Source organism: Mycobacterium sp. NGS16 (assembly GCF_059813225.1).
Genome location: NZ_JCALEE010000001.1, coordinates 434344 through 454179 on the forward strand (window position 1 = coordinate 434344; position 19836 = coordinate 454179).

The window sequence follows — 19836 nt, forward strand, 5'->3', positions numbered from 1 at the left end:
GCTGAACGTGCTGGAGAGACAACGGCAGTCGTTCGTCGCCGACGGCCCGCCCAACGCGGCGGTGCGGCGCAATCGCATCGACCGGTTGTTGGCCATGGTGCTCGACAACACCGACGCCTTCGTCGAGGCGATGGCCGCTGATTTCGGCACCCGGTCCCGGTCGGCGTCGCTGGCAACCGAGCTGGTCGGCATGATCCCGGTGATCGAGCACACCAGATCGCATGTGCAGCAATGGATGCGGACCGGCAAGCTGATGCGCGCGGCGCGCCTGGTGGGGCTGCGGGCCGAGGTGCAGCCGAGTCCGCTCGGTGTGGTCGGGATCATCGGGCCGTGGAACTTCCCGCTGCAACTGGTGGTGCTGCCCGCGTCCGCGGCGTTCGCGGCCGGCAACCGGGTGATGATCAAGATGTCCGAGATCACCGCGCACACCGCCGAATTGATGCAGCAGACCGCCCCGAACTATTTCAGCGACGACGATCTGGCCGTCGTCACCGGCGGCGCGGACGTGGCCGCGGCGTTCGCGGGACTGCCCTTCGACCACCTGTTCTTCACCGGGTCGCCGTCAGTGGGCACGCTGGTGCAGCGCGCCGCAGCCGCGAACCTGGTCCCGGTGACGTTGGAGCTGGGCGGGAAGAACCCCGTCGTGGTCGCCCCCGGCGCCGACATCACGCGATCGGCGAGACGGATCGCGGCGGCCCGGATGGTCAACGGCGGACAGGTCTGCGTGTGCCCGGACTACGTGCTGGTGCCCGAACGCGAGATCGACTCGTTCATCGACGTCGCCCGTGCGACGCTGCGGGAGATGTTCCCGACCATCACGGCCAACGGCGACTACTGCTCATCCGTCAACGAAGCCAACTTCGACCGGGTGCTGGGCCTGATCGAGGACGCCCGCTCACGCGGCGCCACCGTGGAGGCCGTCGCCCCCGATGGTGAGGTGCTGCCGGATCGAGCCTCGCGCAAGATCGCCCCGACGATCGTGCGCGACGTCGACGCGAGCATGCGGATCACCGAGGAGGAGATCTTCGGTCCGGTGCTGATGGTGCAGGGCTACCGCAGTCTCGACGAGGCGATCGATGAGATCAACGCGCGTCCCGCGCCGCTGGTGGCGTACTGGTTCGGGCCGGACGGCCCGTCGTTCCGGGACTTTGTGCGGCGCACCCGAAGTGGCGGCGTGGCGCGCAACGACTTCGCCGCACAGATGATCCCCTCGGCTGCCCCGTTCGGTGGGGTGGGGCGCAGCGGCATGGGCGCCTACCACGGCAAGGCCGGTTTCGACGCGTTCAGCCACTACCGCACGGTGGTCGGCTCGGATCTGCCGTTCAGCCTCACCGGAAGCGCCGCGCCGCCGTTCAAGCCCGGGATGCGGTGGTATGCCGACACGATGTTGCGCCGGGCGCGCAACCGGGCGCATCGGCGCCTGGCGAAGCGCGGCTAACCCTGCTCGGCCTGCTCCCGCGCCCAGCGGTAGTCGGCTTTGCCAGCCGGGCTGCGCACGATCGCCGGCCGGAAGACGATCGCCTTGGGCAGCTTGTAGCGCGCCAGCGATCCGGCGGCGTGGTCGATGAGTTCGGCGGCGGTGGCGGTCGCGCCGTCGGCGAGGGCGACCACCGCCACCACCTCCTGGCCCCACCGTTCGCTGGGCCGGCCGGCGACCACCACGTCGACCACGGCCGGATGTGAGGCGATCGCGGTTTCGACCTCCTCGGCGAAGATCTTCTCCCCACCGGAGTTGATCGTCACCGAATCGCGGCCCAACAACTCGATCGATCCGTCTTCCAAATGCCGGGCCCGGTCGCCGGGCACCGCGAAGCGCATCCCGCCGATCACCGGGAACGTCGCCGCGGTCTTGGCGGCATCGCCCTTGTAGCCCAACGGCACATAGCCGCGCTGACCGAGCCACCCAAGACCGTCGTGCCCGGGCTCTAGCACCGCCCCGAGATCTTCGGCCACCACGCAGGTATCCGGCCCGCCGGCGAAGGTACCGGTGGACACCGCACCCGAGGTCGACATGTGCCGCATCTGGGCGCCGGTCTCCGACGAGCCAACCCCGTCGATGACCATGGCGCCGGGCAGCGTTTCGACGATCTGCTGCTTGACGTACGGGGTCAGCAACGCGCCGCCGTTGGCCACCACCATCAGCGACGACACGTCGGCGGTGCCCTTGCGGATCGCATCGAGCAGCGGCCGGGCCATCGCGTCGCCGACCACGGTCACCGACAGCACCTTCTCCCGCTCGATGGCACGCACCACGTCGTCGGCGTCGAAATGGTCGACTACCGAAGGGAAGACCAGGGTTTGGCCGGTGTTGATCGCCGTCATCACCGCCCACTGCGCGGCGCCGTGGATCAGCGGCGGCAGGATCATCAGCTTGACGCCCGGGTTCTCCCGGGCCGGCCCCACGATGTCGTCGATGCAGCTGACCTCTTCGGCGGTCATCAGGTTGCGGCCGCCGAAGGAGCCCATGAAGATGTCGTGCTGACGCCACAGCACGCCCTTGGGCATGCCGGTGGTGCCGCCGGTGTAGAGCACATAGAGGTCATCGGGGTCCGGCTGCACCGGTGGCGGCTGCGGCGAGCTCTCCGCCAGCACCGTCTCGTAGTCCACTGCACCGTCGAGCAGGGCGTTGCCGGAGTCGTCGGCGATCTGGATCAGCACCCGCAGTTGCGGTAGGTCGGGGAGCACCTCGGCCAGGGTCGGGGCGAACGCGGCGTGATACACCAGTGCGGTGGCGCCGGAATCGGCCAGCAGGTAAGCCAATTCATTGCGGACGTAGCGGTAGTTGACGTTGAACGGGGCCACCCTGGCGGCGAAACTGCCCAGCAGGGTCTCGATGAACTCGTTGCCGTTGTAGGCGTAGATCCCGAGCAGGTCCTGGCCGGTCTCGTGTGCGGCCAGCTCCGATCGCGGCGTGTGACAGCCCAGCCCCTGCGCATGCAGGTAGGACGCCAGGCGGTTGGACCGCTCAGCGATCTGGGCGTAGGTGTAGCGGCGATCGCCCTGGATGACCAGGTCGCGGTCGGGAATCGCGGCGGCCACCGCATCGATGACGGACGGAACGGTGAAGGGGGTCAGCGGCGCCACGTGCGCATCAGCTCCTCGGTGGTGGTGATCGTCGCCAGCAGAGACAGGGTGTTCTCGATCATCGCAGCCCCGTACTCGGCCGGCACACCGGCCACCGCATCGCGGGGCAGAGCCACCCCGTAGGAGGCGTTGACCGCGTCCATCACCAGGTTCGGGATGGTGATGTTCCACGACAACGGTCGACACCCCGAGGTTGCGCAGCGCCGCGTCCAGCTCGGTTCCGCCCATCGGTCCCACTCCGTGGCCGCGGCTGAGCACCAGATCCGTCGGTTCCGGCCCGGATTCCGGCAGCAGGGGGGCACCCGGGGCTGCCCGCAGCGATGTTCACGGCGCGCCGGCCCAGCTCGCCCAGCATCACGCGAGGACGGTTTCGTCCGCCGGTACGTCGTAGAACTGCCTCGCCCATTTCCGCAGTGTCATAAACGGTTTCGCGTCGGTCTTGGCCAGCGCCGGATGTTCGATGTAGCGCTGGTAGCGCCAGATGCCCAGGTCGTCTTCCACCGTGGTCAGAAACTGCTTCTCGACGCGTTCGCGGATCTCATCCGGTGCCGTCTCGGAGTCGTCGCCGGGGATGCGCGGCCACCAGATCGAATAGAACAGGTCCGAGCGGCCCTCGTCGACCGGTGTGCAGGTGAAGATCAGCCGGTGCTGCTGCACGCCTTCGAAGATGCTGATCGCCCCGCCGAGCCCGAACAGGTGCGAGTGGAAGCGCAGTGCCATCGCCTCGGGGTCATCGCTGTTCACGTCCGGAAAGCCGGCGACGAAGTGCCATTCCCGGTCGGCCATCTTCCAGTCCAGCACCCGTGGTGTCACGGTGGCGTGGTGCACGTACTGGAAATGCGCGCTGTCAGCGGCGTTTTCGGCGACGATCTGCGGATGCACCGGTTCGCCTTCCAGGCGCCGGGAGAACTCCGGATAGGCCCGGTAATAGTCCTTCGGGCCGGCGGTGAACTGGGGGAACTTGGCGAAGATGTCCGGCATCTCCCACTGGGGCTCAAGCCCATCGGGATGGTGCCAGAGGAACACGCAGCCGTGCTGCTCCATCACGGGATAAACGCGCAGGCGCAGCGCCTTGTTCGGCCGGTCCGGCTGGTACGGGATGAACTTGTTGCAGCCGTCGGGCCCCCACTGCCACGCGTGGAACGGGCACTCGACCCGCTCCTCGACCACCTTGCCGCCGTGGCCAAGGTGGGCGCCGAGGTGTTTGCAGTGCGCCTCCATCACGTGCAGCTCACCCGACTCACCCCGGTAGGCGACCAGGTCCTCACCGAAGTAGTGCAGGGCGCGGGTCGCACCGACCTCGAACTCCGGGGACCAGCCGATCATGAACCAGCCGGTGACTTTCCAGGTGAACGGGACCTTCATCGCGTTTCCTCCCACGTGAGCTAACTGAATACCGTACCGTAGGGCATTCAGTAGAGAAAGAGCTGAACGCACCCGGGGTGCCGAAGACCTACGCCGGACATATTCTGTCCCGGCAGGCCCAGGCCGAAACCGAGCGATTCCTCAAAGAGGTGGTCAGGTGACGAACCAACGGGTGCTCGCCGAGCTGGGCTACTACCTGCTGGCCGGGGCCGGCGGTGAGGGCCCGGCCACGCTGATGGACGAAGCCCGCCGGGGGGAGCAGCTCGGCTTCGGTACCGCGTTCATCTCCGAGCGCTGGAACGTCAAGGAGGCCTCATCGCTGGCCGGTGCGGCCTGTGCGGTCACCGAGCGGATGCAGATCGCCACCGCGGCAACCAATCACAACACCCGCCATCCGCTGATCACCGCGTCCTGGGCGACCACCCTGCACCGGCTGTCCGGCGGGCGATTCACCTTGGGCATCGGGCGGGGGATAGCGCCGGTGTACGCCGCGTTCGGTATCCCCGCGGTGACGACGGCGCAGCTGGCCGACTGGGCGCAGGTGATGCGGCGGTTGTGGCGCGGCGAGGTGATCGTCAACCACGACGGTCCGATGGGCAGTTACCCGGTGCTGGCCCTGGACCCCGACTTCGACGAGGACATCCGGCTGGCCCTGGTGGCGTTCGGCCCCAACACGCTCGCGCTGGGCGGCCGGCTGTTCGACGACGTCATCCTGCACACCTTCTTCACGCCGGAAACGCTGCAGCGCAGCGTCACAACGGTGAAGAATGCCGCCGAGCGGGCCGGCCGCGACCCGGACGCGGTGCGGGTGTGGTCGTGTTTCGCCACCGTCGGCGATCATCTGCCCGAACAGCTGCGGCTGAAGAAGACCGTGGCGCGGCTGGCCACCTACCTGCAGGGCTACGGCGATCTGCTAGTCCGCACCAACAACTGGGATCCCGCGGTATTGCAGCGTTTCCGGGCCGACCCGGTGGTGACCTCGATTCCCGGCGGCATCGATCACAAGGCCACCGCCGAGCAGATCGAGCACATCGCGACGTTGATCCCCGACGAATGGCTGGAACCGTCTGCGACCGGGCCGGCCCGCCGCTGCGCGGAACGCATCCGGGCCGAGTTCGGCTATGGCGCCGACGCGGTGATCCTGCACGGCGCCACCCCCGACGAATTGGAGCCGGTCGTCACCGCCTATCGCGAGATCACCGACCGCTGAACGTGAAGTCAGCTTCACGCTCGGGCGGCGACTGTGAAGTTGGCTTCACGCTCGGCGCGGGGTGGGATGGGGCGGGGCTGGGCGGCGTCAGTCCAGCCCGCCGCGGATGGCGTCGAACGCGTCACCGAGGGCCTGCGGCAGCGCCAGGGACGGGTCGCGCAGCCAGTGCTCGTAGGCACTGAGCGCAACCCCGAGCATCATCCACGCCACCGTCTGCGGGCGCAGATCGGTCGGGGCCACACCGTCTCGGCGCGCCACGAAGTCGGCGATGACGCTGCGCCACCCGGCGTACATCGTCATCGAGTAGGCCTGCAGCTCATCGGTTTGCAGGATCACGCGCATGCGCCGGCGATGCCGGGCCGTCTCACCCTCGTCGAAGGTGTTGAACGCCAACAGGGCCGCGCGCAGCGCGTCACCGAGTGGCGCCTCGGGATCGATACCGTCCAGCAGCTCGCGTAGCTGGTGCAGATGCGCGTCGAAATCCCCCCAGGGGATGGCGTTCTTCGAGGCGTAGTACCGAAACAGGGTGCGGCGGGCGATGCCGGCGGCGTGTGCGACGTCGTCGACGCTGACCTCGGCGAATCCCCGGGTGGCGAACAGGTCGATGGCTACGTCGGTGATGTTCTCGCGGGTGGTCGAGCGGCGACGGCCGACCCTCGCCTGCACCTGCGATTCGGTCCCGGCCACTTTTCTCCCGCCCCATCTTCCATATCGGCACTCGATGCCATATCCTGACCGGGATTGTGACCGATCCGACAGTGTGCTGTCGACCAAACCGCGAAGAAAGGCCCGGACCGATGGACAACCAGCAGACCGAAGCCAACACCCAGACCGACCTCGTCGTCGAGAGCCTGGTCGAAGAGGTGTCCATCGACGGGATGTGCGGGGTCTACTGACCGTGACCGTCGCCGCCGGGGCGGCGCGCGTCACCGACACGTTCAACCCGGACCTGCGCTGGCGCCTGCATCCGCAGGTGTCGGTGCGGCCCGAGACTTTCGGCGCGCTGCTGTATCACTTCGGGACGCGCAAACTGTCGTTCCTGAAGAACCTCACCATGGTCACGTTGGTCAACTCGTTGGTCGAGCACCCCGACGCGCGGTCGGCGTGCCGCGCCGCGGGCATCGACGCCGCCGCCGAGCCGGCCTATCTGCGTGCCCTGGGCGTCCTGGCGGCGTCCGACATCCTGATCGCCGCGGACCCGAAGGAGACCCCGTGACCGCCCCCGCCGCAGCCCCCAGCCTGGTCGAGCACTTCGAGCATGGTCTGGACGCACCGATCTGCCTGACCTGGGAGCTGACCTACGCCTGCAACCTGGCCTGCGTGCACTGCCTGTCCGCGTCGGGCCGGCGTGACCCGCGGGAGCTGTCCACGCAGCAGTGCAAGGACATCATCGACGAGCTGGAACGCATGCAGGTGTTCTACGTCAACATCGGCGGCGGCGAACCCACTGTGCGAGACGACTTCTGGGAACTGGTGGACTACGCCACCGCCCACCACGTCGGGGTGAAGTTCTCCACCAACGGCCTGCGGATCACCCCGGAGGTGGCGGCCAAGCTGGCGGCCAGCGACTACGTCGACGTCCAGATCTCCCTGGACGGCGCCACCGCCGAGGTCAACGACCCGATCCGCGGCAAGGGCTCCTTCGACATGGCGATCCGTGCGCTGGAGAACCTGGCCGCGGCCGGGTTCGCCGACACCAAGATCTCCGTCGTGGCGACCCGCCACAACATCGACCAGCTCGACGACTTCGCCGCGCTGGCAGCGCGATACGGCGCCACGCTGCGGATCACCCGGCTGCGTCCGTCCGGTCGCGGCGTGGACGTCTGGGACGACCTGCACCCCACCGCCGACCAACAGCGCCAGCTGTATGACTGGCTGGTCGCCAAGGGTGAGGGGGTGCTGACCGGGGACTCGTTCTTCCACCTGGCGCCGCTGGGCGAATCCGGTGCGCTGGCCGGGCTGAACATGTGCGGCGCCGGGCGGGTGGTCTGCCTGATCGACCCGGTCGGCGACGTCTACGCCTGCCCGTTCGCCATCCATGACGAGTTCTTGGCCGGAAACGTCTTGCGTGACGGCGGATTCGCTCAGGTCTGGAAGCACTCGAAGCTGTTCAACGACCTGCGCAGCCCCAAGGCCGGCGGCGCCTGTGCCAGCTGCCCGCTGTATGACACCTGCCGGGGCGGCTGCATGGCCGCCAAGTTCTTCACCGGGCTGCCGATGGACGGCCCCGACCCGGAGTGCGTCCGCGGGTTCGGCGAGCAGGCACTGGCCGGCGAGCGGCACAAGCCCCGACCGAGCAGTGACCACTCCCGCGGAAAGCGCAGCAGCGCGCCGCGGTCGCTGACCCTGGTCACCCCTGCCAAGCCGCCCAAGCGGCTCTGCGATGAAAGCCCGATCTGACCCATGGCGCGTGATATCTGGTTCGAAACCGTCGCGATCGCCCAGGAACGGGCGCGCAAACGCCTCCCGAAATCCGCATATTCGTCGCTGATCTCGGCCAGCGAGAAGGGCCTCACCGTCTCGGACAACGTCGAGGCGTTCAGCGAGCTGGGTTTCGCCCCGCACGTCGTCGGCGCATGCGAGAAACGTGACCTGTCGACCACCGTTATGGGCCAGCAGCTTTCCTTCCCGGTGATGATCTCGCCGACGGGGGTGCAGGCCATCGACCCGGACGGCGAGGTAGCGGTCGCGCGGGCGGCTGCCGCGCGCGGTACCGCGATGGGATTGTCTTCGTTCGCCAGTAAGCCGATGGAAGAAGTGATCGCGGCCAACCCCAAGACGTTCTTCCAGATCTACTGGCTGGGCGGCCGCGACGCGATCGCCGAGCGCGTCGAGCGCGCCCGGGCCGCCGGCGCGGTCGGCCTCATCGCCACCACCGACTGGTCTTTCTCGCACGGCAGGGACTGGGGCAGCCCGAAGATCCCCGAGCGGATGGACCTCAAGACCATGGTCACGATGATGCCCGAGGCGCTGACCCGGCCGCGGTGGTTCCTGCAGTGGGCCAAGACCATGCGACCGCCCAGCCTGCGGGTGCCCAACCAGGGCCGGCGTGGTGAACCCGGGCCCCCGTTCTTCCAGGCCTACGGCGAGTGGATGGGTACCCCGCCGCCGACCTGGGAGGACATCGCCTGGCTGCGGGAGCTCTGGGGCGGGCCGTTCATGCTCAAGGGTGTCATGCGCGTCGACGACGCGAAAAAGGCTGTCGATGCCGGGGTTTCGGCGATCTCGGTGTCGAACCACGGTGGCAACAACCTGGACGGCACGCCGGCCGCGATCCGGGCCCTGCCGGCCGTCGCCGAGGCGGTGGGCGATCAGATCGAGGTGCTGTTGGACGGCGGCATCCGGCGGGGCAGCGATGTCGTCAAGGCGCTGGCGCTGGGCGCTCGGGCGGTGATGATCGGTCGTGCCTACCTGTGGGGTCTGGCCGCGGCCGGGCAACCCGGCGTGGAGAACGTCCTCGACATCCTCCGCGGCGGCATCGACTCGGCCCTGATGGGCCTCGGTCGGGCCTCCGTGCACGACCTGTCGGAAGCCGACGTGCTGGTTCCGGCCGGCTTCACCCGGGCGCTCGGTGTGCCCTCCGACGGGGGCCGCTGAGTCAACTGGTGGCGGCCGGCTCCGCCGCACCGGCACCGCCGCCAGCCCGGTCGGGCCGTCCACCTGCGAACTCAGGGGGCCGGGCCCTGATACGCCCGGGGCGGACGGGACGCGCGTGATAATCCGGGACCGACTCGAGGAACGGGCGCCCGGAAATTTCTCTGCTGTCCTCGTCAACAACTGGTGTACGGCAGATGAATTCGCTTACCATCGTCCGATGGCGGTGCGCGGCGACCTGGGTAGCTCGACTTCGAGCCAGCTCCAGAGCCAGCTGCCGGGGCACCCGGTGACGCTACTGGTACCGGTCGGTTCGACCGAGCAGCACGGACCGCACCTACCGCTGGACACCGACACCCGGATCGCGCAGGCGCTCGCCCGGGCGGTCTCGGAGCGGTTGGCCGGATCCTCGGGGCCGGGCTGGCCGGTGGCGCCGGCGGTGGCCTACGGCGCCAGCGGGGAGCACCAGAGCTTCGCCGGAACCGTCTCGATCGGCACCGACGCGCTGAGCCGGTTGCTGGTGGAATACGGCCGGTCGGCCTGCTGCTGGGCGCAGCGGGTGCTCTTCGTCAACGGCCACGGTGGCAACATGCAGGCACTGGCCGAGGCGGTTGGCCGGCTGCGCTTCGAGGCGCGTGACGTCGCCTGGGTGCCGTGCGCCGCCGCGGAGGCCGACGCCCACGCCGGACACACCGAAACTTCTCTGCTGCTGTATCTTTCGCCCGATGAGGTGAGACTGAGCCAGGCGCGGCCGGGTAACAGCGCCCCCTTGGCGCAGTTGCTTCCCGCGATGCGCAGCGGCGGTGTCGCTGCGGTGAGCGCGGTCGGAGTGCTCGGCGACCCGACCACCGCCACCGCCGAGGAGGGACGCCGTCTCTTCGCGGAGATGGTCGAGCGCGGCCTCGCGGCGATCCAGGCCTGGACGCCCGGGCCGGATGGGATGCTGCGATGACCCCGGCCCGCCTGCCTGACGGTTTCGCCGTACAGGTCGACCGGAAGGTGCGGGTGCTGGGCAGTGGTTCGACGCTGTTGGGCGGTTCACCCACCCGGTTGCTGCGGCTGGCGCCGGCCGCCCAGGGGATGCTCTCCGGTGGCCGCCTGGAAGTCCGCGACGCTGTCAGCGCCCAGCTGGCCCGCACTCTGCTGGATGCCACAGTTGCTCACCCGCGCCCGGCAGGAGGCCCGTCACACCGCGACGTCACCGTCGTAATTCCGGTGCGGGACAACGTTGTCGGGCTCAATCGGTTGGTTGCATCGCTGCGCGGCCTGCGGGTCGTGGTGGTGGACGACGGGTCGCAGGTGCCGGTCCGACCGGAGGATCTGGCCGCGGCGCACTGCTGCGACGTCGAGGTGCTGCGCCACCCGGAGAGCCGGGGACCGGCGGCCGCACGTAACACCGGACTGGCCGCCTGCACGACGGACTTCGTGGCGTTCCTGGACTCCGATGTGGTGCCCCGCCGTGGTTGGCTCGAAGCCCTGTTGGGCCACTTCTGCGACCCCACCGTTGCGCTGGTCGCGCCACGCATCGTCGGTATGGTCGCGCACGACCACCTGGTCGCGCGGTACGAGGCCATTCGTTCCTCACTGGACCTCGGTGATTGCGAAGCGCCCGTGGTCCCCTACGGCAAGGTCGCCTATGTCCCGAGCGCGGCGATCATCTGCCGCTGTTCGGCGCTGCGTGAACTGGGCGGCTTCGACGAGGCGCTGCGCTCCGGTGAGGATGTCGACCTGTGCTGGCGGCTGGTCGATGCCGGTAACCGGTTGCGCTACGAGCCGATCGCGCTGGTTGCCCACGACCACCGGATCGCACTGCGGGATTGGGTGGCGCGCAAAGCTTTTTACGGCGGATCAGCCGCACCGCTATCGGCGCGCCACCCGGACAAGACCGCACCGATGGTGATCTCCGGGTGGGCGTTGGCGGGCTGGGCGCTGATGGCGCTCGGCTCGGCCCTGGGATACCTGGTGTCCTTGGCGATCACGGCGCTGACCGGCCACCGGGTCGCCCGGTCCATGCGGGGCCCGGATACCGCACCCGCTGATGTGCTCGCGGTGACGCTGCGTGGTCTGGCCGCCGCCGGGCTGCAGATCGCCTCGGCGCTGTGCCGGCACTACTGGCCGATCGCGTTGCTGGCCGCGTGCCTGTCGCAGCGCTGCCGCCGGGTGGTGCTGTTGGCGGCGATCAGCGACGGAATAGTGGACTGGCTACGGCACGCGCGCAGCGACGACGACTCCGGGAGCGACCAGGCCCGGCCGCTCGGGCTGCCGGCCTACCTGCTGCTCAAGCGGATCGACGACCTGGCCTACGGGGCCGGGCTATGGGGCGGCGTGCTGCGGGAGCGCAACCTGGCCGCACTCAAGCCGCAGATCCGCAGCTAGGTCGCGTTGACGGCTTCGGTGGTGCACAGCGATGCCCTGGTGGTCGGGGCGGGCAGCGCGGGAGCAATTGTGGCAGAACGGCTGTCGTCGGATCCGGCCTGCACCGTGACGGTACTGGAAGCGGGCGTCGGCCTCGCCGATCCGACACTGGCGATGCAGACGAGCAACGGGGGGCGCCTGCCGATCGGCCCCGGCAGCCGACTGGTGCGGCGCTATGAGGCGGCGCTGACCGGTCAGGCCGGCCCGCCGGCGACCATCGTGCGCGGCGCGACCATCGGTGGTTCCGGCGCCGTCAACGGTGGTTACTTCTGCCGGGGGATACCGGCCGACTTCGGCGCCTGGCCGGCGGGCTGGTCGTGGCCCGACGTGCTGGAGTCCTTCCGGGCCATCGAGACCGACCTTGACTTCGGTGGCGACCAGCACGGCGCCAACGGGCCCATCCCTGTGCAACGCACTCGTGAAATGAGCGATGGCACAAGGCAGTTCGTTGACAACGCGCAGCGGTGCGGGTTCGGCTGGATTTCCGACCTCAACGATGCGGCGACGGCATCGCTGTCCGGGGTGGGAGCGGTGCCGCTCAACATCGTCGACGGTGTACGCACCGGCCCGGGCGCGGCTTGTCTGCTGCCCGCCCTGGCTCGGCCGAACCTGACGGTGCTCACCGAGACCCGCGCCCTCGGGGTGCAGATCGAACGGAACCGTGCCCGGGCGGTGTACGCGGTCGGCCCATCCGGGCCGATCCTGCTGGAGGCAGAGCGGATTGTGTTGTGCGCCGGGGCGATCGAGTCAGCGCATCTGCTGATGCTGTCCGGGCTCGGTCACGAGGCGATGCTGCGGCACGCGGGCATCGCGGTGCGGGCGGTGCTACCGGTGGGCGAGAACTGTGTGGACCACCCGGAGTGGCTGGTCACGGCCGACTGGCCGGGCACTCCGGGCCGCCCGGTGCTCGAGGCGGTGCTGTGCGACGGAAACCTCGAAATCAGGCCCTATACCGCAGCTTTCGCTGCGATGATCGACGAAGGCGGGCCGGCCAGTCCGCCGGAGATCGGGGTGGCATTGATGGCGCCGCTGGCGCGCGGTCGGTTGACATTGGTCTCCAGTGATCCGCGGGTGTCGCCCCGCATCGAACAGCGCTACGACACCGAACCCGACGACCTGGCGGCCTTGCGACGGGGAGTCGCCCTGGTTGCCGAGCTGCTCAGGGGCAGCGCCGACGCCGCCGCGCCGCGTTGGTCGACGTCACAACACTTGTGCAGTAGTGCGCCGATGGGCGCGGACAACGACGAAACCGCGGTGCTCGACGCCCAATGCCGAGTGCGCGGCATCGAGGGACTGTGGGTGATCGACGGCTCGGCGCTGCCGCGGATCCCGAGCCGCGGACCGCACGCGACGATCGCGATGCTGGCGCATCGGGCGGTGGAGTTCGTGCGCGGTTAGCCCCGTAGCCGGTAACGTACCGGGAGGTGCTTGACGCCGCCGACGAATGTCGTCGAAATCAGTTGCGGCGCACCGGCCATTTCGATGGCGTCCAGCCGGGGGATGAGTTCGCGGAAGAAGCTGTCGATCTCCATCCGGGCCAGGGCGGAGGCCACGCAGAAGTGCACCCCGTGGCCGAACGACAGATGCTTGTTCGGGTCGCGGCCCACGTCGAAGCTGAACGGGTCGTCGAACACGTCCTCGTCGTGATTGGCCGAAACATAGGACAGGTAGACCGATTCCCCCTGGGCGATCGGCACGCCGCGCACTTCCGTGTCGGCGGTGGCGGTGCGCATGAACTCCTTGACCGGGGTGACCCACCGGATGATCTCTTCGACCGCGGTCGGCATCAGGTTCGGGTCGGCGCGCAGCCGCTCACGCTGATCAGGGTGTTCAATGAGCGCCCGCATCCCGCCGCTGATCGCCGCGCTGGTGGTGTCGTGGCCGGCAGTGGCGATGATGACGTAGTAGGAGGCGGTGTCGATATCTGACAGCGGTGCGCCGTCGATGGTCGCGTTGGCGATGGTGGACGCGAGGTCGTCGGTGGGGTGTGCGCGCCGGGCGGCGGTCAACTCCGCGAAGTATGCGAAGAAGTCCAGCAGCACCGGCAGCTGTTCCTCGGGCGTGATGCCGCGCCGGTATTCGTCGTCGTCGCCGCCGAACAGTTCCTGGGTGAGTTTCAGCATCCGGGGGAAATCGGATTCCGGCAGACCCAACAGCGACATGATCACGTAGAGCGGATAATTCAGCGCGATGTCGGCGACGAAGTCGCACTCCGGACCGATCCGCAGCATCTCGTCGACGTAACGCTTGGCGAGTTCGCCGACCCGGGTCTTCATCGCCCGCATCGCCTTGGGGCGAAACCAGTCCGAGATGATGGAGCGCATCTTGTGGTGATGCGGATCGTCCATATGGATCAGCGTGCGCAGACCCATTCCCGACTCCAGCAGGGAGCGCTGTAGATCGTCGGCCGCGGCGGGGGCCAGCACCGGCCGCGGCTCGTTGACCCACAGCGCGTTGTCCTGCTCGATCGCCATGATGTCGGCGTGCCGGGTGATCGCCCAGAACGGCCGGTAGGGCGGGTGATCCACCAACGACACCGGTGCATTGGCCCGCAGATGGGTCAGGGCCGCGTGCAGCCGCGGCTCGTCGGCGTACGCGGTCGGATCGGCGAACACCCGGGCGGCCTCGTCGATGATCGGTGTGCTCAAAGGTCGACTCCTCGCCCCGCAGGATTCTTGACACGTGTCAGCTTTTATTCAGTGTCGGGGATAGTCGCCCGTCGTGGCGGCGCTTTGCGCCGATCCGGCGGATTAGGCTCATCGGTCATGTCGACCGGATCAAGTCGCCGCCGTGGCCTGCGGGCAGGCGCCCTCGCGCTGGCGCTGCTCGCGGCGTTGGCCGGCGGGTGCGCGCGGTCCGACGGCGCCGCGTCCCAGCCGGGCATCGGGCCCCGCGCGGTAGCGCTCAACGCCGACGTGGTGCGAACTGCAGCCGGGCTGCTACGCGGCATGGTCGAACCCGATCACCGTCTGTTCCAAGGAATCCCGTACGCCGCCGCGCCGGTCGGGCCGCTGCGTTGGCAGCCGCCGGCGCCGATGCCGGCGTGGCAAGGCGTGCGCGACGCCGTCAAACGCGGCCCGTGGTGCGTCCAGCCGGATGCCGCCGAGGCGGACCCGATCAGCGAGGACTGCCTGTCGCTCAACGTGTGGACACCGACCGGTTCGGCCGCAGAGCCGCTGCCGGTCATGGTCTGGATTCACGGCGGCAGTTTCCAGCGGGGCGCCAGCGACATCTACAACGCGCAGCGGCTGTCGGTGCGGGGCCGCATCATCGTCGTCACCATCAACTACCGCCTGGGCGCCCTGGGATTCCTGGCCGACCCGGCACTCGGCGAGGTCGGAAACTACGGGCTGGCCGATCAGCAGGCGGCGCTGCGCTGGGTTCGCGACAACATCGGCGCGTTCGGCGGTGACCCGGCCAAGGTGACCATCGCCGGCGAATCGGCCGGGGCCATGTCGGTCTGCGATCACCTGGCCGCACCGGAATCGGCCGGCCTGTTCCGGGCCGCGATCATCCAAAGCGGACCGTGCCAGGCGCAGGTCGAGGTCCCCGAAGCCCAGCGGATCAGCCGCGAGTACACCGCAGCCCTGGGCTGCGCCGACCGGGGGGTCGCGCAGGAGGACCCGGAGGTCGCGGCCTGCCTGCGCGCGCTTCCGGCCGATCGACTGACCAAACCGCTGTGGTACGCCCGCTTCGGTACCGACCAGCTCAGCGGGCCGGTGGTCGGAACCTCGCTGCTGCCGCAGGACCCGGTGCGGGTGTTTCGCGACGGCCGAGACGGCCAGGTGGCCCGGGTACCGGTGCTGCTGGGCGTCAACCGCGACGAGTTCACCATGTTCGTAGCGCTGCGCTATCTGCGCGTCGGCCGGGAGATCGCCGCCGCGGAGTACCTCGACGAACTCAAGGACACCTTCGGCTCCGGCGAAGGCGCGGCGGTGGCCGACCACTACCCGCCGGCACGGTTCGGCGGCAGCACCTCGCTGGCGTATGCGGCCGCGGCGACCGACGACATCTTCGCCTGCCTGGCCGACCGGATGGCCCGCGGACTGGCCGCCGACGCGCCGGTCTACGGCTACGAGTTCGCCGATCCGCACGCCCCGGCGCCCGCGCTCTACGACAACCTGCCGTTTCCGATCGGCGCCACCCACTCGCTGGAGCTGCGCTACCTGTTCGACATCGGTGGCGCCCCGCCGTTAGACCCCGCGCAGCGCCGACTGTCCGATCAGATGATCGAGTACTGGACCGGTTTCGTCGTCACCGGCGCGCCGATCGGAGTCGGCCAGCCGGACTGGCCCGAGATCGCGAGCGGTGCCGACCGGCGGTGGATGTCGTTGCGGCCCGATGGCAGCCGGCTGATCACCGACTACGCCACCGCGCACCAGTGTGAGTTCTGGTCGAGCATCCGTTAGCCCACATCGCCGAACGTGAAGGTGGCTTCACGTTCGGCGCTGAACGTGGCATTGGCTTCACGTTCGAGCGGGGAGACTAGGCCGGCGTCACCCAGGTGGTGATGTCGGCGTGCACGACCTCGGCGCCGGACTTGTCGGTGATGCTGACCGGTACCACCACCTCGGCCCCCTCGCTGATGGTGGCGAAGTCGGGCGGATCCAGCCGGGCGGTGGCCCGCAGCGACGTCGTGGCCTTGGCCAGGTAGGCCACCGTCATTGCCTTGGGGATCCAGCGGTGGGTGCGCGGCACGGTGGCCTCCATCAACATCCCCATCGCGACCTCGGCGGCGTTGCATGAGGCGATCGCGTGCACCGTGCGCAGGTGGTTGTAGACGAACGGCCACTTGGGCACCAGCACCTCGGCCAGCCCGGGCTCCATCCTGACCACATGGGGCAGCACCGACGCGAAATAGGGGACTCGCGCCATCGCCGCGGCCGAGAACAGCCGGGTGCCACCCGGGATGCCCGCCAGACGTCGCCATGCCTGATATGTACTGGTCGATCCGGTCACGACGAGCTATCTTACCGACAAGTAAGATCGCCGGGAGACCGGCGCACCGGTGACCGGCCCGGGGGACCGGTAGCGGTACGACCGGGGATTTGGCCGCTGACCCGATCTGGGGCATACTGTTCAGGTTCGCCTGCGCCGGGGTTGCCCCTGGCCGGGCATACGACCAGCGCCCACCCGGGCGCGTCCGGTCCCACTCTCGCAGCACGGAGTTTCTTCACCGTGAGCGAGGCCGCGTGCGGGCGACACGCCCGACCGCGGGGACCGGTGGACCAGGACAGGTAAACAGCGGCGGCAGCGCCCAGCGCAATGTCCATACGGGCCCGTACGGGTTCTGGCGCGCGGGGGCACGAAGGGTTCGAAAGCCGGACCCTCCATTGCAGGAGTGAGGTAGCAGAAGCGTGGCGGGACAAAAGATCCGCATCAGGCTCAAGGCCTACGACCATGAGGCTATTGACGCCTCGGCGCGCAAAATCGTCGAGACGGTCACCCGCACCGGTGCCAGCGTGGTGGGCCCGGTGCCGCTGCCGACCGAGAAGAACGTGTATTGCGTCATCCGGTCCCCGCACAAGTACAAGGACTCGCGGGAGCACTTCGAGATGCGCACCCACAAGCGCCTGATCGACATCCTCGATCCCACGCCGAAGACCGTTGACGCCCTGATGCGCATCGATCTGCCGGCCAGCGTCGACGTCAACATCCAGTAGGAGCCACGAGAAACCATGGCACGTAAAGGTCTTTTGGGTACCAAGCTGGGCATGACGCAGGTGTTCGACGAGAACAACAAGGTCGTGCCGGTCACGGTCGTCAAGGCCGGGCCCAACGTGGTGACCCGCATCCGCACCCCCGAGCGCGACGGCTACTCCGCCGTGCAGCTCGCTTACGGCGAGATCAGCCCGCGCAAGGTCAACAAGCCGCTCACCGGTCAGTACGCAGCGGCCGGGGTCAACCCCCGCCGGCACCTGGCCGAGTTGCGCCTCGACGACGAGGAGGCCGCCGCGGCGTACGAGGTCGGCCAGGAACTGACCGCCGAGATCTTCGCCGACGGCGCCTACGTCGACGTGACCGGCACCTCCAAGGGCAAGGGCTACGCCGGCACCATGAAGCGGCACGGCTTCCGCGGTCAGGGCGCCGGGCACGGCGCCCAGGCGGTGCACCGCCGGCCGGGCTCGATCGGCGGCTGCTCGACCCCGGGCCGGGTGTTCAAGGGCACCCGGATGTCGGGACGGATGGGCAATGACCGCGTCACCACCCAGAACCTGGTGGTGCACAAGGTGGACGCCGAGAACGGTGTGCTGTTGATCAAGGGCGCCATTCCGGGCCGCAACGGTGGGCTGGTACTGGTCCGCAGCGCGATCAAAAAGGGTGAGAAGTAATGGCCGGCATCACAATTGACGTCAAGACACCGGACGGCAAGAAGAGTGGCTCAGTCGAGCTGCCCGCCGAGCTGTTCGACGCTCCCGCCAACATCGCGCTGATGCACCAGGTGGTCATCGCGCAGTTGGCCGCGGCCCGGCAGGGTACGCACTCGACCAAGACCCGCGGTGAGGTCAGCGGCGGTGGCCGTAAGCCCTACCGGCAGAAGGGAACCGGCCGTGCCCGTCAGGGCTCGACCCGGGCACCGCAGTTCACCGGTGGTGGCGTGGTGCACGGCCCGAAGCCGCGTGACTACAGCCAGCGCACCCCGAAGAAGATGATCGCCGCCGCCCTGCGCGGCGCGCTGTCGGACCGGGCGCGCAACGGCCGGATCCACGCGGTCACCGAGCTGGTGAGCGGACAGACCCCGTCGACCAAGAGCGCCAAGGCGTTCCTGGGCTCGATCACCGACCGTAAGCAGGTGCTGGTGGTCATCGGCCGTGCCGATGAGACCGGCGCCAAGAGCGTGCGCAACCTGCCGGGCGTGCACATCTTGTCGCCGGACCAGCTCAACACCCACGACGTGCTGCGTGCCGACGATGTGGTGTTCAGCGTCGAGGCCCTGAACGCCTACATCGAGGCGCACACCACCACTCAGGAGGTTTCGGCCTGATGGCGACCGTCACCGACCCCCGCGACATCATCCTCGCGCCGGTCATCTCCGAGAAGTCCTACGGGCTGATCGAGGACAACGTGTACACGTTCGTGGTGCACCCCGACTCGAACAAGACGCAGATCAAGATCGCGATCGAGAAGATCTTCGCTGTCAAGGTCGCGTCGGTGAACACCGCGAACCGGCCGGGTAAGCGCAAGCGTTCCCGGGCCGGCTACGGCAAGCGCAAGGACACCAAGCGCGCCATCGTGACCCTGGCGCCCGGCAGCAAGCCGATCGACCTGTTCGCCGCACCGGCCTGACCGGAGTGAGAGAGAGACCTAACTGACATGGGAATCCGCAAGTACAAGCCGACGACACCCGGTCGTCGCGGTGCCAGCGTCTCCGATTTCGCCGAGCTCACCCGCTCTCACCCGGAGAAGTCGCTGGTTCGGCCGCTGCACGGCCGCGGCGGGCGTAACGCCCACGGCCGGATCACCACCCGGCACAAGGGTGGCGGCCACAAGCGCGCCTACCGGGTGATCGACTTCCGTCGCCACGACAAGGACGGCGTCAACGCCAAGGTCGCCCACATCGAGTACGACCCGAACCGCACCGCGCGCATTGCGCTGTTGCACTACCTGGACGGCGAGAAGCGCTACATCATCGCCCCGCAGGGTCTTTCGCAGGGCGACGTGGTGGAGTCGGGCGCCAACGCCGACATCAAGCCGGGCAACAACCTGCCGCTGCGCAACATCCCGGCCGGCACCCTGGTGCACGCTGTGGAGCTGCGCCCCGGCGGTGGCGCCAAACTGGCCCGCTCGGCCGGGTCCAGCATCCAGCTGCTGGGTAAGGAAGGCACCTACGCCTCGTTGCGGATGCCGTCGGGTGAGATCCGCCGGGTCGACGTGCGCTGCCGCGCCACCGTCGGCGAGGTGGGCAACGCCGAACAGGCCAACATCAACTGGGGTAAGGCCGGCCGGATGCGGTGGAAGGGCAAGCGTCCCTCCGTCCGTGGTGTGGTGATGAACCCGGTGGACCACCCGCACGGTGGTGGTGAGGGCAAGACCTCCGGTGGCCGGCACCCGGTCAGCCCGTGGGGTAAGCCGGAGGGTCGCACCCGCCGGCCGAACAAGCCCAGCGACAAGCTCATCGTCCGACGCCGGCGCACCGGCAAGAAGCGCTAAGAAGCGGAGGGGAAAGC

At 68.9% G+C, this 19836-nt stretch carries 20 protein-coding genes and 1 pseudogene; 15 read left to right on the forward strand and 6 right to left on the reverse strand.

Annotation, left to right across the window (positions count from 1 at the left end; translation table 11 throughout):
* Positions 1-7 precede the first annotated feature (7 nt).
* Complete coding sequence (locus tag AC5Y4Q_RS02125; RefSeq protein WP_064920843.1) at positions 8-1438, forward strand: aldehyde dehydrogenase family protein; 1431 nt, start codon at positions 8-10, stop codon at positions 1436-1438.
* Here AC5Y4Q_RS02125 and AC5Y4Q_RS02130 read toward each other — a convergent pair.
* The 3 genes and pseudogenes from AC5Y4Q_RS02130 to AC5Y4Q_RS02140 all read right to left on the reverse strand — a co-directional run bounded on the left by AC5Y4Q_RS02130 (position 1435) and on the right by AC5Y4Q_RS02140 (position 4449).
* Positions 1435-3084 (reverse strand): acyl-CoA synthetase, encoded by a 1650-nt coding sequence (locus AC5Y4Q_RS02130; RefSeq protein WP_064920810.1) that lies wholly within the window; start codon positions 3082-3084, stop codon positions 1435-1437. The two genes, AC5Y4Q_RS02125 and AC5Y4Q_RS02130, sit on opposite strands and share 4 nt — an antisense overlap.
* Positions 3072-3390 (reverse strand): annotated as a pseudogene (locus AC5Y4Q_RS02135) (isochorismatase family protein); the annotation flags it as partial. The pseudogene AC5Y4Q_RS02135 and the gene AC5Y4Q_RS02130, both read right to left, overlap by 13 nt.
* A 48-nt stretch (positions 3391-3438) precedes the next feature.
* Positions 3439-4449 (reverse strand): aromatic ring-hydroxylating oxygenase subunit alpha, encoded by a 1011-nt coding sequence (locus tag AC5Y4Q_RS02140; protein ID WP_064920811.1) that lies wholly within the window; start codon positions 4447-4449, stop codon positions 3439-3441.
* A 157-nt stretch (positions 4450-4606) separates the two neighbouring features.
* Here AC5Y4Q_RS02140 and AC5Y4Q_RS02145 point away from each other — a divergent pair, with 157 nt between their 5' ends.
* Entirely contained in the window at positions 4607-5659 is a 1053-nt protein-coding gene (locus tag AC5Y4Q_RS02145; RefSeq protein ID WP_234786395.1) for a TIGR03857 family LLM class F420-dependent oxidoreductase, read from the forward strand.
* A gap of 87 nt (positions 5660-5746) precedes the next feature.
* Here the strand turns inward: AC5Y4Q_RS02145 and mftR are convergent, their stop codons facing one another.
* Positions 5747-6325 (reverse strand): mycofactocin system transcriptional regulator MftR, encoded by a 579-nt coding sequence (mftR, locus tag AC5Y4Q_RS02150; protein WP_207515928.1) that lies wholly within the window; start codon positions 6323-6325, stop codon positions 5747-5749.
* Positions 6326-6456: 131 nt separating this feature from the next.
* Between mftR and mftA the strand changes: the two genes are divergently transcribed.
* The 7 genes from mftA to mftG all read left to right on the forward strand — a co-directional run bounded on the left by mftA (position 6457) and on the right by mftG (position 13066).
* Positions 6457-6555, forward strand: a complete 99-nt coding sequence (mftA, locus tag AC5Y4Q_RS02155; RefSeq protein WP_064920814.1) for a mycofactocin precursor MftA — start codon at positions 6457-6459, stop codon at positions 6553-6555.
* Positions 6556-6557: 2 nt separating this feature from the next.
* The gene (gene mftB, locus AC5Y4Q_RS02160; protein ID WP_109535602.1) at positions 6558-6875 is read left to right on the forward strand and encodes a mycofactocin biosynthesis chaperone MftB; all 318 of its coding nucleotides are present in this window, start codon (positions 6558-6560) and stop codon (positions 6873-6875) included.
* Positions 6872-8059, forward strand: a complete 1188-nt coding sequence (mftC, locus tag AC5Y4Q_RS02165; RefSeq protein ID WP_499957767.1) for a mycofactocin radical SAM maturase — start codon at positions 6872-6874, stop codon at positions 8057-8059. Before mftB ends, mftC begins: the two co-directional genes overlap by 4 nt.
* Before the next feature lie 3 nt (positions 8060-8062).
* A complete protein-coding gene (mftD, locus tag AC5Y4Q_RS02170; RefSeq protein ID WP_499957769.1) occupies positions 8063-9256 on the forward strand; it encodes a pre-mycofactocin synthase MftD in 1194 nt (397 codons plus the stop codon).
* Between the two features lie 217 nt (positions 9257-9473).
* Entirely contained in the window at positions 9474-10205 is a 732-nt protein-coding gene (mftE, locus tag AC5Y4Q_RS02175) for a mycofactocin biosynthesis peptidyl-dipeptidase MftE (RefSeq protein ID WP_064920817.1), read from the forward strand.
* Positions 10202-11629 carry a mycofactocin biosynthesis glycosyltransferase MftF gene (gene mftF / locus AC5Y4Q_RS02180; RefSeq protein WP_499957770.1) on the forward strand — a complete coding sequence of 476 codons (1428 nt, stop codon included), beginning with the start codon at positions 10202-10204 and terminating at the stop codon, positions 11627-11629. The genes mftE and mftF overlap by 4 nt, the downstream gene beginning before the upstream one ends.
* A gap of 6 nt (positions 11630-11635) precedes the next feature.
* Positions 11636-13066 (forward strand): mycofactocin dehydrogenase MftG, encoded by a 1431-nt coding sequence (gene mftG / locus AC5Y4Q_RS02185; protein WP_499957771.1) that lies wholly within the window; start codon positions 11636-11638, stop codon positions 13064-13066.
* Here mftG and AC5Y4Q_RS02190 read toward each other — a convergent pair.
* The gene (locus AC5Y4Q_RS02190) at positions 13063-14316 is read right to left on the reverse strand and encodes a cytochrome P450 (RefSeq protein ID WP_499957773.1); all 1254 of its coding nucleotides are present in this window, start codon (positions 14314-14316) and stop codon (positions 13063-13065) included. The two genes, mftG and AC5Y4Q_RS02190, sit on opposite strands and share 4 nt — an antisense overlap.
* Positions 14317-14433: 117 nt before the next feature.
* On the opposite strand from AC5Y4Q_RS02190, the gene AC5Y4Q_RS02195 reads away from it, so the two are divergent.
* On the forward strand, positions 14434-16077 hold the full coding sequence (locus tag AC5Y4Q_RS02195; RefSeq protein ID WP_499957774.1) for a carboxylesterase/lipase family protein: 1644 nt from the start codon (positions 14434-14436) through the stop codon (positions 16075-16077).
* A 76-nt stretch (positions 16078-16153) separates the two neighbouring features.
* Here AC5Y4Q_RS02195 and AC5Y4Q_RS02200 read toward each other — a convergent pair whose 3' ends face one another.
* Positions 16154-16627 carry a hotdog fold domain-containing protein gene (locus AC5Y4Q_RS02200; RefSeq protein ID WP_064920822.1) on the reverse strand — a complete coding sequence of 158 codons (474 nt, stop codon included), beginning with the start codon at positions 16625-16627 and terminating at the stop codon, positions 16154-16156.
* 398 nt (positions 16628-17025) lie between these two features.
* Here AC5Y4Q_RS02200 and rpsJ point away from each other — a divergent pair, with 398 nt between their 5' ends.
* The 5 genes from rpsJ to rplB are packed head-to-tail and all read left to right on the forward strand — an operon-like array spanning position 17026 to position 19819.
* On the forward strand, positions 17026-17331 hold the full coding sequence (rpsJ, locus tag AC5Y4Q_RS02205; RefSeq protein ID WP_003883485.1) for a 30S ribosomal protein S10: 306 nt from the start codon (positions 17026-17028) through the stop codon (positions 17329-17331).
* 15 nt (positions 17332-17346) lie between these two features.
* On the forward strand, positions 17347-18000 hold the full coding sequence (gene rplC / locus AC5Y4Q_RS02210; protein WP_064920823.1) for a 50S ribosomal protein L3: 654 nt from the start codon (positions 17347-17349) through the stop codon (positions 17998-18000).
* The gene (gene rplD, locus AC5Y4Q_RS02215) at positions 18000-18653 is read left to right on the forward strand and encodes a 50S ribosomal protein L4 (RefSeq protein WP_064920824.1); all 654 of its coding nucleotides are present in this window, start codon (positions 18000-18002) and stop codon (positions 18651-18653) included. The genes rplC and rplD overlap by 1 nt, the downstream gene beginning before the upstream one ends.
* Positions 18653-18955, forward strand: coding sequence for a 50S ribosomal protein L23 (rplW, locus tag AC5Y4Q_RS02220; RefSeq protein ID WP_064920825.1), 303 nt, complete (start codon positions 18653-18655; stop codon positions 18953-18955). The genes rplD and rplW overlap by 1 nt, the downstream gene beginning before the upstream one ends.
* Positions 18956-18982: 27 nt before the next feature.
* Complete coding sequence (gene rplB, locus AC5Y4Q_RS02225; protein WP_499957777.1) at positions 18983-19819, forward strand: 50S ribosomal protein L2; 837 nt, start codon at positions 18983-18985, stop codon at positions 19817-19819.
* The last annotated feature ends 17 nt before the right edge of the window (positions 19820-19836 follow it).

Excerpts from the sequence above, each read along its gene's own strand:
- rplB (WP_499957777.1), top strand. The coding sequence starts at position 18,983 with ATGGGAATCCGCAAGTACAAGCCGACGACACCCGGTCGTCGCGGTGCC.
- rplW (WP_064920825.1), top strand. The coding sequence starts at position 18,653 with ATGGCGACCGTCACCGACCCCCGCGACATCATCCTCGCGCCGGTCATC.
- AC5Y4Q_RS02195 (WP_499957774.1), top strand. The coding sequence starts at position 14,434 with ATGTCGACCGGATCAAGTCGCCGCCGTGGCCTGCGGGCAGGCGCCCTC.
- rplC (WP_064920823.1), top strand. The coding sequence starts at position 17,347 with ATGGCACGTAAAGGTCTTTTGGGTACCAAGCTGGGCATGACGCAGGTG.
- mftF (WP_499957770.1), top strand. The coding sequence starts at position 10,202 with ATGACCCCGGCCCGCCTGCCTGACGGTTTCGCCGTACAGGTCGACCGG.
- rplD (WP_064920824.1), top strand. The coding sequence starts at position 18,000 with ATGGCCGGCATCACAATTGACGTCAAGACACCGGACGGCAAGAAGAGT.
- mftA (WP_064920814.1), top strand. The coding sequence starts at position 6,457 with ATGGACAACCAGCAGACCGAAGCCAACACCCAGACCGACCTCGTCGTC.
- mftE (WP_064920817.1), top strand. The coding sequence starts at position 9,474 with ATGGCGGTGCGCGGCGACCTGGGTAGCTCGACTTCGAGCCAGCTCCAG.
- mftD (WP_499957769.1), top strand. The coding sequence starts at position 8,063 with ATGGCGCGTGATATCTGGTTCGAAACCGTCGCGATCGCCCAGGAACGG.
- AC5Y4Q_RS02140 (WP_064920811.1), bottom strand. The coding sequence starts at position 4,449 with ATGAAGGTCCCGTTCACCTGGAAAGTCACCGGCTGGTTCATGATCGGC.